This window comes from Micromonospora nigra (assembly GCF_900091585.1).
Taxonomy (GTDB): domain Bacteria; phylum Actinomycetota; class Actinomycetes; order Mycobacteriales; family Micromonosporaceae; genus Micromonospora; species Micromonospora nigra.
This window is the reverse complement of record NZ_FMHT01000003.1, coordinates 5,823,296-5,838,768: the sequence shown is the minus strand read 5'-3', so window position 1 is coordinate 5,838,768 and position 15,473 is coordinate 5,823,296. Positions and strand designations below refer to the sequence as shown.

The following is a 15,473-nucleotide window of genomic DNA, read 5'->3' as shown; positions in this document are numbered from 1 at the left end:
TTGGGGTCAGTAGGAGAACGGCCACGCCTTCCAGTACGCACGGGCCCGGACCCACAGTCCGAACAGCCCGCGTGGTTCGAAGATGAGGAAGACGATGATGAGGACGCCGTAGAGGATCGTCTCCACCTGGAAGACGTTGGGCACCTCGTTCGGCTGGGTGCTGATGAACGGCACCCACGCCTGCAACTCCCGGGTGAGCCGGGGCAGCAGGGTGATGAAGAACGCCCCGGCGATGGCGCCGGAGATCGTGCCCGCGCCGCCGATGAGCACCATGGCGATGTACTGCACCGACAGCAGCAGGCTGAACGAACCGGGGTCGAAGAACCCGGTGATGGTGTAGAGCAGCGCGCCGGCGCAGCCGGCGTAGAACGACGACACCGCGAACGCGACGGTCTTGTAGCGGGCCAGGTTCACCCCGATCACCCCGGCGGCGATGTCCCGGTCGCGGATCGCGGTGAACGCCCGCCCGACGCGGGAGCGGGCCAGGTTGCGCGCCGCCACCGCGAAGACGACCAGCAGCACCAGCATCAGCCAGAACAGTTTCTGGTCGCGGGTGGCGACGCCGTCGGTGACCGCGATCGGCCGGCCGAGGAACTCCAGGGTGGCCGCCTCCCGCCCGACCCCCGCGCCGCCGGTCAGCGCCGACCACTCGTTGAACACGTGCTGGCCGATGAAGACCAGGCCGAGGGTGACCACGGCGAGGTAGAGCCCGCGCAGCCGGGTGGCCAACGGCGCGACGAGCACCCCGGCGAGGCCGGCGACCAGGCCCGCGGCCGGCAACCACAGGGCGATGTCGGTGACACCGAATCCGATCACCCGCCCGTCGGGGTCGCCGCTGAGCGCCGCCGCCGTGTACGCGCCGATGCCGAGGAAGAACGCGTGGCCCAGCGAGACCTGCCCGGCGTACCCGGTGACCAGGCCCAGGCCGATCGCCCCGATCGCGGCCACGCAGCCCACCGCGAGCAACTGCAACAGGTCGTCGGTGAGCAGCAGCGGCAATGCGAACGCCAGCACCAGCAGCGCCACCGTCCACCACCGCTTGGCCGGGGTGTCGAGCAGCGCGAGATCCTGCGCGTACGAGGTGCGCAGCAGAGGCCGCCCGCGCGGCGGTGAGTTGGTCATACCCGTTCCACCTCCCGGGTGCCGAACAGCCCGTACGGGCGCACCAGCAGCACGATCAGCATCAGCACGTACGGGGTGATGACCGAGACGTTGCCGCCGAGCCAGGCGACGTCGTTGGCGTACGTGGCGGTCAGCTCCTGGAGCACGCCCACCGCCAGTCCGCCGACCACCGCGCCGGGCAGCGAGTCCAGCCCGCCGAGGATGATCACCGGCAGGGCGGTCAGCGCGATGAGCCACAGCGCCCCGTCGACGCTGCCACCGGCGGCGGCGAAGGTCCCGGCGACGGCGGCGAGGCCACCGGCGAGTGCCCAGCTCAGCGCGAAGACCGCGCCGACCGAGACGCCGTGGGCCAGCGCGGCCTCCTGGTCCAGCGCGGCCGCGCGCATCGCCAGCCCGGTCCGGGTGAACCGGAAGAACGCGAACAGGGCTGCGACCAGCAACCCGGCGGCGACGACGGCGGCGAGGTGCCGCTGCTGCACCTCCACCGGTCCGACGACGAGGGTGCGCAGCCCCCACGGGTCGCCGACGTGCCGGACGTCCAGGCCGATGAAGGCGTTGACCACGACCCGCACCGCGACGTCCACGCCGAGGGTGATGATGGCGACGACGAACGCCGGGCGACCCACCATCGGGCGCACGGCGGTGCGTTCCACCCCGAGGGCGAGCAGCCCGGTGCCGACCGCCGCCAGGGGCAGGGCCGCCCAGAAGCCGACGGCCGGGGTGAGGTAGGTGACCGCGACGACCCCGGCGAGCATGAACGCCGGCTGGGCGAAACTGATCACCCGGGTGGCCTTGTAGATGATCACGAAGCCGAGGGCGAGCAGGGCGTAGACGCTGCCCGTGCCCAGGCCGCGCAGCAGGGCCTCGACGAGTTGCGTCACCGGTCACCTCCGGGGCCGTACAGCTCGTCGACCAGGTCGGCGAAGGCCCGGGCGACAGCCTCCCGGCGTACCTTCTGGGTGGCGGTCAGCTCCCCGTCGTCCTGGTCGAGTTCGCGGGGCAGCAGCCGGAACCGCTTGACCTGCTCCACCGGCGGGTGTCGGCGGTTGACCTCGTCGACCACCGAGCGGACCAGCTCCACCACCTCGGGCTTGGTGGTCAGGTCGCGGTAGGTGGTGTACGGCAGCCGCCGCGCCTGCGCCCACTGGCCCACCGTGTCGGCCTCGATGCCGATGAGCGCCACCAGGTACGGGCGCCGGTCGCCGACCAGCACCGCCTCCTTGACGTACGGGGAGGTCTTCAGCTCGTTCTCGATCCCCGCCGGGCCGATGTTCTTGCCCCCGGCGGTGATCATGATGTCCTTGGCCCGGCCGGTGATCCGCACGTGGGTGCCGTCGACCCACTCCCCCACGTCGCCGGTGCGCAGCCAGCCGTCCGCGTCCCGCACGGCGGCGGTGGCGTCCGGGTCGTCCCGGTAACCCGCGAACACCCCCGGATGGCGGGTGAGGATCTCCCCGGTCGTCTCGTCGATGCGCAGCTCCACGCCGGACTGCGGCTCGCCGACGGTGCCGAGCTTCACCCGGCCCGGCCGGTTTCCGGTGGCGATGGCCGAGTTCTCCGTCATGCCGTACACCTCGTGCATCGGCACTCCGATGCCCATGAAGAAGCGCAGCACCTCGGGGGCGATCGGGGCCGCGCCGGAGGCGGCGTAGCGCACCTTGCCCACCCCGATCCGCTCGCGCAGCGCGCGGTAGCAGAAGACCCACCCCAGGGCGTACGCCAGCCGGGTGGCCGCGGTGTGCCGGCCCCCCGTGTCGACGAGGCGGGCACCGATCCAGTCGGAGACCCGCAGCCAGAACCGGGCCACGGCCCGCTTCAGCGGCGACGCGGACGCCACCCGGGTGGTGACCGTGGCAAGGATCTTCTCCCAGATCCGGGGCACCCCGAACAGCAGCGTGGGCTGCACCTCGCGCAGGTTCGCCGGCACGGTGGCGATCGACTCGGCGAAGGCGACCTGCACGCCCGCGCCGGCATTGCTCCAGGTGGTGAAGACCCGTTCGGCGACGTGACACAACGGCAGGTACGACAGGGTCAGGTCGTCCGGGCCGGGCGCCGGGTCGGCGAGGCCCCCGCCGTCGGTCACCGTACGCACCGCGAAGTCGACGTTGCCGTTGGTCAGCATCGCGCCCTTCGGGCGGCCGGTCGTGCCGGAGGTGTAGATGAGGGTGGCCAGGTCGTCGTCGGTGGCGGCGGCCATCAGCTCGTCCACCGCGTCCGGGTGGGCGTCCCGGTGCGCCCGCCCCATCGCCAGCAGGTCGTCCCAGGCCAGCAGCGCCGGATGGTCGTAGCGGCCCCGGACGCCACGCGGCTCGACGTACACCACCTTCTCCAGGTGCGGGCAGTCGTCGAGCACCGCGAGGGCCTTGTCGACCTGTTCCTGGTCCTCGGCGACGAGCACCCGCGCGCCGGAGTGGGCCAGCAGGTAGCCGACCTCGTCGGCGGGGTTCGTCGGATACAGCCCGACGGTGGCGGCCCGGACCACGACCGTGGCCACGTCGGTCCAGAGCCACTCGCGGCAGTTCTCGGCCAGCACGGCCACCCGGTCGCCGGGAACGACCCCGAGCGCGAGCAGACCGTGCGCGACGGTGCGCACCGTGTCCCAGTAGGACTCCCAGGTGGTCTCCGCCCAGATGCCGTGGACCTTCTGCCGCATCGCGACCCGCCGGGGGGTGGCGTGCGCGTGTGCGCGTACCCGGGAGGCGATCGTCGTGGCGGCGGCACCGGCGGCTCCGACGGTGGACGCGCCCGACGGCGCGGTCGTGGCGCTCATGCCGCCCCTCCGCTTCGCTCCGCGCCGGCACGAGGCACCTGCGGACCGTGGCGATGGTTCGCTCGCTGACGCTCGCTCATGCCGTGGTCACCTCCCCCAGGTAGGCGCGGAGCACGTCCGGGTGCGTCTGGACCTGCGCCGGGGTGCCGGTGGCCACCGGCTGCCCGAAGTCGACGACCATCACCCGGTCGGCCAGGTCCATCACCAGACCCATGTCGTGTTCGACCAGCACCATCGGGATGCGCAGTTCCTCCCGGACGTCGAGGATGTAGCGGGCCATGTCCTCGGTCTCCTCGAGGTTCATCCCGCCGACCGGCTCGTCGAGCAGCAGCAGCTTCGGTTCCATCGCCAGTGCCCGGCCCAGCTCCACCCGCTTCTGCACCCCGTACGGGAGCAGCCCGACGGGCATCCGCCGCCACTGCTCCAGTTCCAGGAAGTCGACGATCCGCTCGACGGCGGCCCGTGCGGCCAGTTCCTCCCGGCGGGCCCGGCCGCGCCACCACACGGCCGCGAGGGGGCCGTAGCGCAGGTGGTGGTGCCGGCCGAGGAGCAGGTTCTCCAGGACGGTCAGGTTGGCGAACAGCTCGACGTTCTGGAAGGTGCGGGCCAGGCCCAGGGCGGCGATCTCGTGCGGGCGGCGGCCGAGCAGGTCGACGCCGTCGAAGACCACCCGGCCCGACTGGGGCCGGTAGACCCCGGAGAGCACGTTGAAGATGGAGGTCTTGCCGGCGCCGTTCGGGCCGATCACGGCGAACAGCTCGTCGGCGCCGACGGTGAAGCTCACCCCGTCGATGGCCTGGACGCCGGCGAAGCTGAGCCGGACGTCGTCGAAGTGCAGGATTCCGGTCACGACAACCACCGCTTCCGTCGCCGGTAGTGCTTGACGTCCCGGAACGACCGGCGGGCGTGGCCGTCACCGGCGTGCAGTCCCAGGTAGAACTCACGGACGTCGTCGTCGGCGAGCAGTTGCTCGGCCGGCTTGTCCAGCACCACCCGGCCGGTCTCCAGCACGTAGCCGTGCGCGGCCACGGACAGGGCCATGGTGGCGTTCTGCTCGACCAGCAGCACGGCGGTGCCGGTGGCGTTGATCCGCACGATCAGCTCGCGGATCTGCTCGACCAGCCGGGGGGCGAGACCGAGGCTCGGCTCGTCCAGCAGCAGGTAGCGGGGCCCGGCCATCAGGGCCCGGCCCATCGCCAGCATCTGCTGCTCGCCGCCGGAGAGGTAACCGGCCGGCCGGCGGCGCCGCTGCGCGAGCACCGGGAACATGTCCCACACCTCGTCCAGCCGGGCCGGTACGCGCCGGGGGTCGGTGTGCCCGCCGAGACGCAGGTTCTCCTCGACGGTCAGCTCACCGAAGATCCGCCGGCCCTCCATCACCTGGCTGATCCCCCGGCGGACGATCGCCGCGGGCCGCAGCCGGTGCACCGGCTCGCCGTCCAGGGTCACCTCGCCCCGCACGACGGCGCCGTGGTGGATGTCGAGCAGGCCGGTGAGCGCCCGCAGCAGCGTGGTCTTGCCGGCGCCGTTGGCTCCGAGCAGCGCGACGATCGCGCCCGGCGCGACGGTGATGCTGAGGCCGCGCAGGACCAGCATGACGTCGTCGTAGACGACCTCCAGATTCCGCACCTGCAACATTGCCGGCGGCCCCCCAGGGGTCTCACTGTGGCGAGCGCCACAAGTTACCGGCCATTAAACCCCGCGCAACGCCCCCGCAAAAGATCGGACCGGGTTGATCCTGCACTCAGCCGTTCAGGGGGTGGACGGTCCGGGTCGCGCCGTCGTAGCTGCGGGCGGCCGGGAACCCGCCGCCGGGCCGCGCGCCGCCGACGACGGCGCGGGCCAGTTCCCGGTCCGCGTCCCGGAACCGCAGCGCCAGGCTCAGGTGTGGGATCCACCGGCCCGGGGCGTGCCACCGACGGCGCCCCTCGGCGTCGGCCAGCGCCGCCCAGACGTCGGCGTGCAACGCCACCAGTTCGGCGCTGGGCTCCACCAACCAGACCAGCGGGGCGCTGCCGTCCAGCACGGTGACGTCGCCCAGCCGGACCGGCAGGGGCAGCGCCGCGGCCATCAACCCGGCCAGCCGGGCGACCGCGCCGGGCGGGAAGGCGTCCACCGCGGCCAGGGTCAGGTGCGGCCGGTTGGTGGGGTGCGTGTTACGGGCGAGGCTCGGCAGGCCGGCCGTCGCGAGCCGGTCCCAGGCCGCCCGGACGGCCGCGTCCAGCTCCGCGCAACAGATCAGCTCGACGGTACGCACCCCGCCAGGCTAGAGCCTGCCCGGGGCCGCCGACGTGTTGCGGCGGTCGCCGCAGCGGGCCCACGGGCGTGATGAAAAGCTTGACCCATGAGTTCCGCACCGGTACCGACCGACCCCGCCACCCCCGACCCCGCCGACGAGGCGGGCAGCTTCGCCGACCTGGGCCTGCGCCCCGAGCTGCTGGGGGCGCTGTCGACCCTGGGCTACGAGGAGCCCACGCCGATCCAGCGGGAGGCGATCCCGCCCCTGCTGACCGGGCGGGACCTGCTGGGGCAGGCGGCGACCGGCACCGGCAAGACGGCCGCCTTCGCCCTGCCTCTGCTGCAACGGATGCCGGACGACCGTCCCGGCGGGGATCCGGTCGCCCTGGTGCTGGTGCCCACCCGTGAGCTGGCCGTCCAGGTTTCCGAGGCGTTCCACCGCTACGGCAAGGACCTCGGCGCCCGCGTCCTGCCCATCTACGGCGGCCAGCCGATCGGCCGGCAGCTGCGGGCCCTGGACACCGGCGTGGACGTGGTGGTGGCCACCCCGGGACGGGCCCTGGACCACATCGCCCGGGGCACGTTGCGGCTGGGCAACCTGGCCACCGTCGTCCTCGACGAGGCCGACGAGATGCTCGACATGGGCTTCGCCGAGGACATCGAGGCGATCCTGGAACACGCGCCCGCGCAGCGGCAGACGGTGCTGTTCTCCGCGACGATGCCGTCGCGCATCGACGGGATGGCCCGGCAGCACCTCACCGACCCGGTCCGGATCCTCATCGCCCGCGAGCAGCCGGTGGCGGGCGAGGCACCCCGGGTGCGGCAGGGCGCCTACCTCGTGGCGCGGGCACACAAGCCGGCGGCGCTCGGCCGGGTGCTGGACGTCGAGTCGCCCACGGCGGCGATCGTGTTCTGCCGCAGCCGCGAGGAGGTCGACCGGCTCACCGAGACGATGAACGGGCGCGGCTACCGGGCCGAGGCGCTGCACGGCGGGATGAGCCAGGAGCAACGCGACCGGGTGATGGGGCGGTTGCGGGCGGGCACGGCCGACCTGCTGGTCGCCACCGACGTCGCCGCCCGCGGCCTCGACGTCGAGCAGCTCAGCCACGTGGTCAACTACGACGTGCCGTCCGCCCCCGAGTCGTACGTGCACCGCATCGGCCGGGTCGGCCGGGCCGGCCGGGAGGGCGTGGCGATCACGCTGGCCGAGCCGCGGGAACACCGGATGCTCAAGACCATCGAGCGGGTCACCGGCCAACGCATCACCGTCGACAAGATTCCCACGGTCGCGGATCTGCGGACCCGACGGCTTGAGCTGACCCAGGCGGCGTTGCGGGAGAGCCTCCTGGAAGACGACCTGGAGCCGTTCCGGGTCATCGTGGAGACCCTCAGCGACGAGTTCGACCTGATGGAGGTGGCCCTCGCGGCGGTCCGGCTGGCCCACGAGGCGACCCTGCCGGGCACCGCCGACGAGGAGGAGGAGATCCCGCAGATCTCGGTCCGCGCGCCGCGGGAGAGCCGAGGGGGGCACGAGAGCCGGGGTGAACGCCGCCCGAGTCGCCCCCGCGCCGGCGGTACCACGCAGGTCTTCATCGGGTTGGGCCGGCGTGCCGGGGTACGCCCGCAGGACCTGGTCGGCGCGATCACCGGCGAGACCGGAATCAACGGGCGGGACATCGGCTCGATCGAGATCGCCGATCGGTTCTCCCTGGTGGAGGTGCCGGTGGGGGTGGCCAACGAGGTGATCGCCGGGTTGCGGGGCAGCACCATCAAGGGACGCAAGGCGACCGTGCGCCGAGACCGGGACGAGGGTGCCGGCGAGCGCCCCTTCGACGGCGGTGACCGGCGCTTCGACGGCGGCGAGCGACGAGACCGGCGCGAACGGGACTTCGGCCGCCGCTAACGGCACTGAGCCGAGGGCCTCTCCCATCCGGGCGGGGCCCTCGTCACGTCGACGCGGTCCGGGTGCGTCGACCGGCCGTGGACGCCCGGCCGCCGGGCTGCGCCGACCCGTCCTGCCCGCACGCCCGGCCGCCGGGACTGTGACCCAGGACACGGAACCGCGCCCCGCGCACATACCGCGAACACCACTGCGCCTCGTCGGATATTGCCGGCCAGCGTTTCCCGCCTGGAAGATTTCGGCAACAGGAAACGCGACCCGCCGTAAGGAAAGTGCGCGCTTTGTTGCGTAATTGCCGGCGGATCAGTCAGACTTTGACCACACCCCGCCCCACACAGGGAGTAACGGCGATGGCGAGAAAAGTAATCACGGTCCTGACCGACGACCTCGACGGCGGAAAAGCCGATCGGACGGTCGAGTTCAGCCTCGACGGCGTCGCGTACACCATCGACGTCTCAGACGAGAACGCGGGAGTCCTGCGCAAGGCTCTGGATCCCTACATCAGCGCAGGCCGACGAATCGGTCGAGGCGCGGTGGAGTCCGCGCGGGCACCCCGACGGACCGCCGGTTCGGGCACCTCGGGAATGGACCGGGAGCAGAACCGGGCCATCCGCGAATGGGCCGCCAAGAACGGCTACAAGATTTCCGAGCGGGGGCGCATCCCGGTCGAGGTGGCCGAGGCGTACAAGAACCGCTGAGCCGCGCAGCGATAACGATCCGGCATCGGTGGGGTCACGGCAGTAAATCGGTCCGGCCCCACCGTCGACCCGGGGGCGGCAATTTCCACGTCCACCGGTCCCGACCGACGCGCGGGGTCGGTTCGTCGCGGCGTGCAGGCGGGCGGCCCCGTGAACGTGGGCGGCCCGTCGGCCGGGTCACCACGTCGTCGGGGCCGCCCGGGTCCACCCGGACGGCCCCGACCCGTCTGCGTCGGGTCAGTCGACCTGGATCCGGACCACGTCGAAGGCCGGGGTCTGGTTGGCCCGTTCCATCATCGGCAGCCGGTGCGAACCGTCACCCGCCCAGACCGCGCACTGCGCGATTCCCGACTCGGGCAGCCCGGGGATCTGGATGTTCACGTCGTCCGGCTCGGCACCGCCCCGGCTGTCCTCGGTCGCGACGAAGAACGCCGGGACGTCGGCGGGGTTCGGCGGCTGACGACCGTCGCCCAGCATCCGGCAGGCGGTGTGGAAGTGACCGCGGGTCAGCCCCTGCTCGTTGAGCAGCGAACTCTCCACGTAGTAACCGCCCTGGCCGGCGGCGAGGAAGCGGTCGCGGACCAGGTTGCGCGTGGTGACCCGCAGGGTGAACGGCTGGTTGCGGCCCACCTGCTGCGGGAAATCGGTGATCAGCAGCCCCGGGTTGTTCTCGGCGGAGCCCACCTCACCGAACGCCGTGCTGACGCAGCGGCTGCCCCGCTGGAAACCGTCGTGCGCCTGGAGGCGACTGTCGTCGCAGTTGTTGGCCAGCACGCCGAGCCCGGCACCGGGCGCGTCGCTGTCGTTTCCGCCGCCGTCGTTTCCGCCGCCGTTGTCGCCGTTGCCACCGCCGTCATTCGGATTCAACGGCTGCACCTGACACCGGACGAACTGCCGCAGCCCGTTCGGGCGCGGACCGAATCGGTCGATCGCGATCGTGATCCGGTCCAGCGTCGCCTGACGCTTACTGGCCAACGGCCCGAGAATCGCGTTCCGGATGAAGTTCTCACCCCTGTCGCCCTCGGCGGCCAGCCGCCTGTCGGCTTCGGTGATCTGGGTCTGCAACAGCGCCAGATTGCGGTCCACCTCGGCTCGGGCCCGATCGGGCACCCGCGGCAGCCGGCTCACCACGTCCGGGCAGGCGACGGCGGACCCGCCACCCCCGGTGACCAGGGCGCGCGTCTGCCGGCACTCCTGCACCGACTGCTGCCCGTCACCCCAGTGGTTGTTCACCCAGCGGCCGTCCTGCCAGGTCCTGGTGGTGGTGGCACCGCGGCGGGCCGGTGCCGTCGCACCCGGGCTCGGCTCGACACAGGCCGCCGACGCCGGACGCGTGGTGTTGTTCGACCGCCGGTCGCCGGCCGACGAGATCTGGGTCACGGCGACGACGCCACCGAAGACGGCGATCGTGGCGCCGACGGCCAGCAGCCGCTTGCTCCGCGCGTTACCGGACGACCGGCGCGCCCGTGGGGACCTGCGCATCGAATTGCTCTCCTTCTCGATCCGGTATCTGATACGTGACCTCGGCGGACCGAACGGAATTGAGGTGGCGCGACCGGCGGCTGACCGCCGCACGCGCCCAAGGCACGTCGATGAACGACGATGCCCTTTCCGCACCGTCTCCCGCGCCTGGCGACGCGGGTGGGGAGATCCTGTCCATTCCCGCTTAGGTACGGAGCGACGGTGGTCGCGGTTCAACGGGCGGGACAAGTTTTTCCGCCCCCTACGGATCGTGGTTTCCCCGCCACCGACGACGACGCGTTGCGGTGTCGCCTCCGGCGCGACACCGGGACCCCCCACGGTTAGGCTCCCGACGTGCGGCACAGTGGACAGGCATCGCAACGGCTGACCAAGCGGGCCCTCGTGACGGTTTCCCACGCCATCGAACGGGCGGCCCTGGCCACGGCCGAGGACGGGCCGCTGGTGGTGCTCGCGCTGTTCCAACGGATGCCGTACTTCGCCCGGGAACGGGCCCTGTACGAGCGGATCTCCCGGAGGGCTGCGGTCACCGTGGTCGGCGTGGTGGGGCAGTCGTTCGGGGAGTCGCCCGTCGGGGCGTACCCGGTGGACCTCGCCGAGACCGAGGACCTGGCGCGGGAGTGGACGGTGGTGGCGTTGACGCCCCGGTTCGGCGCGGCCCTCGTCGCGTACGACCGGGCGGAGGTGGCGCCCGACGCGACGACCCTGGAGGCGGGCCGGCTGTTCGACGGCGACTGGAGCTTCCGCCGGGACGACGCCCTGCACGAGGTGGTGCGGCTGCGGGACCAGCTCGCCGACCGGCTGCCCCCGGCCGCCCGGACGGCGATCGACCACACCCTGGACCGGGTCCGCGACGTTCCGCCGGCCCCCGGCGAGACCCGCGCCCAGGCCGCCATCCAACTGCTGGCGGACCGCGTCGAACGGGCCCGCCGGGTCGCCCCGCCCGCCGACGAGACGGGGCCGCTGCTCGACGTGCCGGGCCTGCGCCGCTGGACCGGCGTCGACGGGGTCACTGCCTCGGGAACCCTGCCGGTCGCCCTGGTGGCCGTGCGGGTGCAGGAGCCGGCCGGTGCGCCGGCGCGCCTCGGCCGGCGTGGCGTGGCCCGTGAGACCCAGGCCGTCATCGCCGCCCTCACCGGCGCGCTGCGCCCCGTCGACCGTGCGGTGCGGCTCGCCCCGCACGACTACCTGCTGGTGCTGCCAGCGCTCGACGAGACCGGGGCGCTCGCCGTTGCCAGCGAGGTACGCGCGCGGGTCGAGGCGTTGGCCCGGTCGTACCCCTTCGTGACCTTCGCGGTGCACGCGGCCGTGGGCGTGTCCGACCGCCGTCCGCTGCCTGTCGGCGAGGTACGTCGGGCGCTGGACTGGGCGGTGCGGGAGCGGGTGCCGGTGGCCACGGTGTCCCCGCAGGTCGCCACGGCGGTCGGCTGACCGGCCGGCACGGAGACACGCCGGGTCCGGGCACGCCGAACGGGTGCATCGACCCGGGCACGCCGGTGTACGGCGGTGGCAGTGCGACGGCGACGGGCGCCGGTCGCGGAAGGGGGACGATCATGCGGGTCGTGTCGCTGGTGCCGTCGCTGACCGAGGCGGTCGCGGTCACCCTGCCGGGGGTGCTGGTGGGCGCGACCGACTGGTGCACCCACCCGGCCGACCTGGACGTGGCCCGGGTGGGCGGCACCAAGTATCCCGACCTGGACCGGATCCTCGCGCTGCGCCCGGACCTGGTGCTGGTCAACGTCGAGGAGAACCGGCGCGTCGACGCGGACGCCCTGGTCGCCGCCGGCGTCCAGGTGCGGGTCACCTACCCGCGCACCGTCGACGACGCGCTGTCCGAACTGGCCGGCCTGCTGCGGGCCCTGGGGGCCGAAGCCGACCCGGACTGGCTGGTGGCGGCGCGACGCGCCTGGGCCGGGCTGCCCCCGCCCACCCGGCCCCGACGGGCAGCGGTTCCGGTGTGGCGGCGGCCCTGGGTGGTGCTCGGCAGCGACACCTTCGCCGGGGACGTGCTGCGCCGGCTCGGGGTCGTCAACGTGTACGACGCCGACCCGGAGCGTTATCCGCGGCCCGACCTCGCCGACCTGCGGGGCCGAGAACCGGAGCTGGTGGTGCTGCCCGACGAGCCGTACCGGTTCACGGCCGCCGACGGGCCGGACGCCTTCCCGGGAGTGCCCTGCGCGTTGCTGTCCGGCCGGCACCTGACCTGGTACGGCCCGTCGCTGGCCGAGGCGCCCACGGTGCTCGCCGCCCAGCTCGCCCGGCCGGTCACCCCGCCCCGTGGAGACGGCCGTCCGGGCCGGACCGCGAGCCCGTCCACCTGACGGTCACCCGCCCGTCGACCTGACCGGCCGTCGTGACGCCCCCGGTCGACGCCGCCGCACCGCGCCGGCCGCCGCGTCGCTGTCGACGCGCCGCGCGTCGGGCCCGCCGACGGGCCCGGGCGAGAGGGGTCCAAGGTCCCGGGCCGGTACCTCCCGTTCGGCCCTGCCCGCCTGTTCCACCGCTGGCTGTAATGGATATGCCACCGGAAACGCGGTGCAGACACCGAAGGGACGTGGACACCATGACCGCGACGACTGAGCGGACCCCCGCCGCCACCATCACTCCGGCGGCCGACACCCCCCGGGAGCGGGCCACCCGCTACCTGTTCGCCGGGCTTCGCCTGGCGCTGGGCTGGGTCTTCCTCTGGGCCTTCCTGGACAAGGTCTTCGGGCTGGGCTTCGCCACCGAGACGAAGAACGCCTGGATCAACGGGGGCAGCCCCACCAGGGGCTTCCTCACCCACGGCACCGCCGGCCCGTTCAAGGACTTCTACGCCGGCATGGCCGGTGCGGCCTGGGCGGACTGGCTGTTCATGATCGGTCTCGCGGCCATCGGCACGGCGTTGATGCTGGGCATCGGCGTGCGGGTCGCCGCCGCCGCCGGCGGCCTGATGCTGGTCATGATGTGGACGGCCGCCCTGCCTCCCACGAACAACCCGTTCATGGACGACCACCTGGTCTACGCCGCGGTGCTCGCCGTGCTCGCCCTCGTCAACGCCGGCGACACGTGGGGCCTCGGCCGGGCCTGGGCCAAGCTGGACATCGTCCAGCGGAACGGCTGGCTGCGCTGACCGGCCCCCTCCCCGAGCGGACGTCACCACCGGTGACGTCCGCTCCACCATGTCGGGGCACGGCCGGGCCCGTGGCCATCGGCGGGACACGATCCGGCAGGATCGCAGGAGACCGGACAGGACCACACGGCAGGAGACAGCCGCATGAACCAGGCAGCAGGCAAGCCCGAGGTGGGCCCGATCGAGGGTGCGCCCCCGGCTGACCTCGTCGTCGAGGACGTCACCGTCGGCGACGGCCCCGAGGCCCAGCCGGGCCAGGTGGCCCGCGTCCACTATGTCGGGGTCTCCCACTCCACCGGCCGGGAGTTCGACGCGTCGTGGAACCGGGGCGAGGCTTTCGAGTTCCCGCTGGGCGGGGGCCGGGTCATCGCCGGCTGGGACCAGGGCGTGGTCGGGATGCGGGTCGGCGGCCGGCGGCGGCTGACCATCCCGCCGCACCTGGGCTACGGCGACCGGGGCGCCGGTGGCGTGATCAAGCCCGGCGAGACGCTGGTCTTCGTGGTGGACCTGATCGGCGTGCGCTGACCAGCGACCGGTGCCGGCGGCGGTCGCTGCCGGCACCGGCGCTCACACCCCCACCAGCACCCGCCGGGGCAGCTCGTCGACGACAGGGACGACCCGGCGCAGACCGGTGACGCGCAGCACCCGGTCGACCACGGGGCCGGGACGCACGAGCACCAGTTCCCCGCCCCGCGCCCGGACCCACAGGTGGGCGGCGACCAGCGCGCGGACCCCGGCGGCGGACAGGACGGTCACCTGCGACAGGTCGACGCGCAGCTCCGCACGCGCCGGGGCGGCCCAGAGCGCGGCCCGCAACACCCCGACGGTGGCGATGTCGACCACGCCGACCACCCCGAGGCGCACCGCCTCATCGTCGACGCTGACCTGCACGTGGAGCCGGTCGTCCCGCTCTGCCATGCCTCGAAACCTATCCCGGCCCACCGACAGTTCCCTCGGACCACGGCCGTGGATCCGGGTAATCCCAGGGCAGGAGGACCGGGACCTCGGTGTCCTCCCTGAGGGGGACCCCGTCCCCCGCCGGACCAGGGCCGGGGCCCGGCGTGAGGGGCGAGACGGCCCGGCGAAGGGCAGGCAGGCACGGCGAGGGGCGAGAATGGGCCGATGGCCGCTCCCCCAGCCCGCGGACCCCGGCTGATCCGCCCCGTGCGCGAACCCGCCACCGTCCCGCCCCCGCTGGACGGTCCGTGGACCTCCACCGACACCCGGCTCGACGACGTGGAGCTGCTGCCGCTGCCCGACGGCGTCGCCGGCCCGGAGGACGTCCTGGTCGACGGCGTGGGCCGGCTGGTCAGCGGCACCGAGGACGGCCGGCTGTGGTGGTGGCCGGTCGACGCGCCGGCCGGCAGCCCGCCCCGCCTGCTGGCCGAGACCGGTGGCCGGCCACTCGGCGTCGAGCTGGACCCGCGCGACGGCAGCCTGGTCGTCTGCGACGCCTACCGGGGGTTGCTGCGGATCACCGGCGACGGCGCGGTGCGCCAGCTCGGCGGCGACGGCGAGCGGCCCCACCTCGCCGACAACGCCGCCGTGGCCCGCGACGGCACCGTGTACTTCACCGACTCGTCCGTGCGGTTCCCGCTCTCGCACTGGAAGCGGGACCTGCTGGAGCACCGGCCCAACGGGCGGGTGCTGGCGTACGACCCGGCCAGCGGGCGCACCGAGATCGTCTGCACCGGGCTGTACTTCCCCAACGGGCTGGCGCTGACCCCGGACGAGTCCGCCCTGCTGCTGGCCGAGACGGCCACGCACCGCCTGGTGCGGGTGTCGCTCCCCGACGGCACGGTGACGGTGCTGACCGACCTGCCGGCGTACCCGGACAACCTGTCGGCGGTGGGCGACGGGACGTACTGGCTGGCGCTGCCCAGCCCTCGGGTGCGGGCGCTGGAACGGCTGCTGCCCCGGCCGCGACTGCGCCAGCTGGTCGCGCTGCTGCCGGCCGCGGTGCAGCCGAAGCCGCTGCGGTACGCCCTGGTGGCGCAGGTCGACGGCGAGGGGCGGGTGCTGCGGACCCTGCACGGCCCCGGCGGCGGCTATCCCATGGTCACCGGGGTACGACAGCACGGCGACCGGCTCTGGTTGGGCAGCCTCACCGCCGGCGGGGTGGCCCGGGTCCCGGTGGACTGACGGGACCCGGGC

15 protein-coding genes are annotated in these 15,473 nt (G+C 73.5%); 7 read left to right on the top strand and 8 right to left on the bottom strand.

Going from position 1 to position 15,473, the window contains the following annotated elements; all coding sequences use genetic code 11:
• Nucleotides 1-6: 6 nt before the first annotated feature.
• The 6 genes from GA0070616_RS25600 to GA0070616_RS25575 all read right to left on the bottom strand — a co-directional run bounded on the left by GA0070616_RS25600 (nt 7) and on the right by GA0070616_RS25575 (nt 6,149).
• Nucleotides 7-1,122, bottom strand: a complete 1,116-nt coding sequence (locus GA0070616_RS25600) for a branched-chain amino acid ABC transporter permease (protein ID WP_091088586.1) — start codon at nt 1,120-1,122, stop codon at nt 7-9.
• The gene (locus GA0070616_RS25595) at nt 1,119-2,003 is read right to left on the bottom strand and encodes a branched-chain amino acid ABC transporter permease (RefSeq protein ID WP_091088584.1); all 885 of its coding nucleotides are present in this window, start codon (nt 2,001-2,003) and stop codon (nt 1,119-1,121) included. Before GA0070616_RS25595 ends, GA0070616_RS25600 begins: the two co-directional genes overlap by 4 nt.
• The gene (locus GA0070616_RS25590; protein ID WP_091088581.1) at nt 2,000-3,892 is read right to left on the bottom strand and encodes an AMP-dependent synthetase/ligase; all 1,893 of its coding nucleotides are present in this window, start codon (nt 3,890-3,892) and stop codon (nt 2,000-2,002) included. Before GA0070616_RS25590 ends, GA0070616_RS25595 begins: the two co-directional genes overlap by 4 nt.
• A 76-nt stretch (nt 3,893-3,968) precedes the next feature.
• Nucleotides 3,969-4,742, bottom strand: coding sequence for an ABC transporter ATP-binding protein (locus tag GA0070616_RS25585; protein WP_245712898.1), 774 nt, complete (start codon nt 4,740-4,742; stop codon nt 3,969-3,971).
• Complete coding sequence (locus tag GA0070616_RS25580) at nt 4,739-5,530, bottom strand: ABC transporter ATP-binding protein (protein ID WP_091088572.1); 792 nt, start codon at nt 5,528-5,530, stop codon at nt 4,739-4,741. The genes GA0070616_RS25585 and GA0070616_RS25580 overlap by 4 nt, the downstream gene beginning before the upstream one ends.
• A 106-nt stretch (nt 5,531-5,636) precedes the next feature.
• On the bottom strand, nt 5,637-6,149 hold the full coding sequence (locus tag GA0070616_RS25575; protein WP_091088568.1) for a 2'-5' RNA ligase family protein: 513 nt from the start codon (nt 6,147-6,149) through the stop codon (nt 5,637-5,639).
• 87 nt (nt 6,150-6,236) lie between these two features.
• Here GA0070616_RS25575 and GA0070616_RS25570 point away from each other — a divergent pair, with 87 nt between their 5' ends.
• Both GA0070616_RS25570 and GA0070616_RS25565 read left to right on the top strand, forming a co-directional pair.
• A complete protein-coding gene (locus GA0070616_RS25570; protein ID WP_091088566.1) occupies nt 6,237-8,033 on the top strand; it encodes a DEAD/DEAH box helicase in 1,797 nt (598 codons plus the stop codon).
• 347 nt (nt 8,034-8,380) lie between these two features.
• Nucleotides 8,381-8,728 carry a histone-like nucleoid-structuring protein Lsr2 gene (locus GA0070616_RS25565; RefSeq protein WP_091088561.1) on the top strand — a complete coding sequence of 116 codons (348 nt, stop codon included), beginning with the start codon at nt 8,381-8,383 and terminating at the stop codon, nt 8,726-8,728.
• 237 nt (nt 8,729-8,965) lie between these two features.
• Here the strand turns inward: GA0070616_RS25565 and GA0070616_RS25560 are convergent, their stop codons facing one another.
• On the bottom strand, nt 8,966-10,210 hold the full coding sequence (locus tag GA0070616_RS25560; RefSeq protein WP_091088558.1) for a hypothetical protein: 1,245 nt from the start codon (nt 10,208-10,210) through the stop codon (nt 8,966-8,968).
• Between the two features lie 333 nt (nt 10,211-10,543).
• On the opposite strand from GA0070616_RS25560, the gene GA0070616_RS25555 reads away from it, so the two are divergent.
• The 4 genes from GA0070616_RS25555 to GA0070616_RS25540 all read left to right on the top strand — a co-directional run bounded on the left by GA0070616_RS25555 (nt 10,544) and on the right by GA0070616_RS25540 (nt 13,844).
• Entirely contained in the window at nt 10,544-11,638 is a 1,095-nt protein-coding gene (locus GA0070616_RS25555) for a DICT sensory domain-containing protein (RefSeq protein WP_091088555.1), read from the top strand.
• A 122-nt stretch (nt 11,639-11,760) separates the two neighbouring features.
• Complete coding sequence (locus GA0070616_RS25550) at nt 11,761-12,528, top strand: helical backbone metal receptor (protein ID WP_091088551.1); 768 nt, start codon at nt 11,761-11,763, stop codon at nt 12,526-12,528.
• Between the two features lie 242 nt (nt 12,529-12,770).
• A complete protein-coding gene (locus GA0070616_RS25545) occupies nt 12,771-13,319 on the top strand; it encodes a DoxX family membrane protein (RefSeq protein ID WP_091091645.1) in 549 nt (182 codons plus the stop codon).
• A gap of 144 nt (nt 13,320-13,463) precedes the next feature.
• Nucleotides 13,464-13,844, top strand: a complete 381-nt coding sequence (locus tag GA0070616_RS25540) for an FKBP-type peptidyl-prolyl cis-trans isomerase (RefSeq protein WP_091088548.1) — start codon at nt 13,464-13,466, stop codon at nt 13,842-13,844.
• A gap of 42 nt (nt 13,845-13,886) precedes the next feature.
• Here GA0070616_RS25540 and GA0070616_RS25535 read toward each other — a convergent pair whose 3' ends face one another.
• The gene (locus GA0070616_RS25535; RefSeq protein ID WP_091088545.1) at nt 13,887-14,237 is read right to left on the bottom strand and encodes an STAS domain-containing protein; all 351 of its coding nucleotides are present in this window, start codon (nt 14,235-14,237) and stop codon (nt 13,887-13,889) included.
• A gap of 204 nt (nt 14,238-14,441) precedes the next feature.
• Between GA0070616_RS25535 and GA0070616_RS25530 the strand changes: the two genes are divergently transcribed.
• The gene (locus GA0070616_RS25530; protein ID WP_091088541.1) at nt 14,442-15,461 is read left to right on the top strand and encodes an SMP-30/gluconolactonase/LRE family protein; all 1,020 of its coding nucleotides are present in this window, start codon (nt 14,442-14,444) and stop codon (nt 15,459-15,461) included.
• Nucleotides 15,462-15,473: the final 12 nt, after the last annotated feature.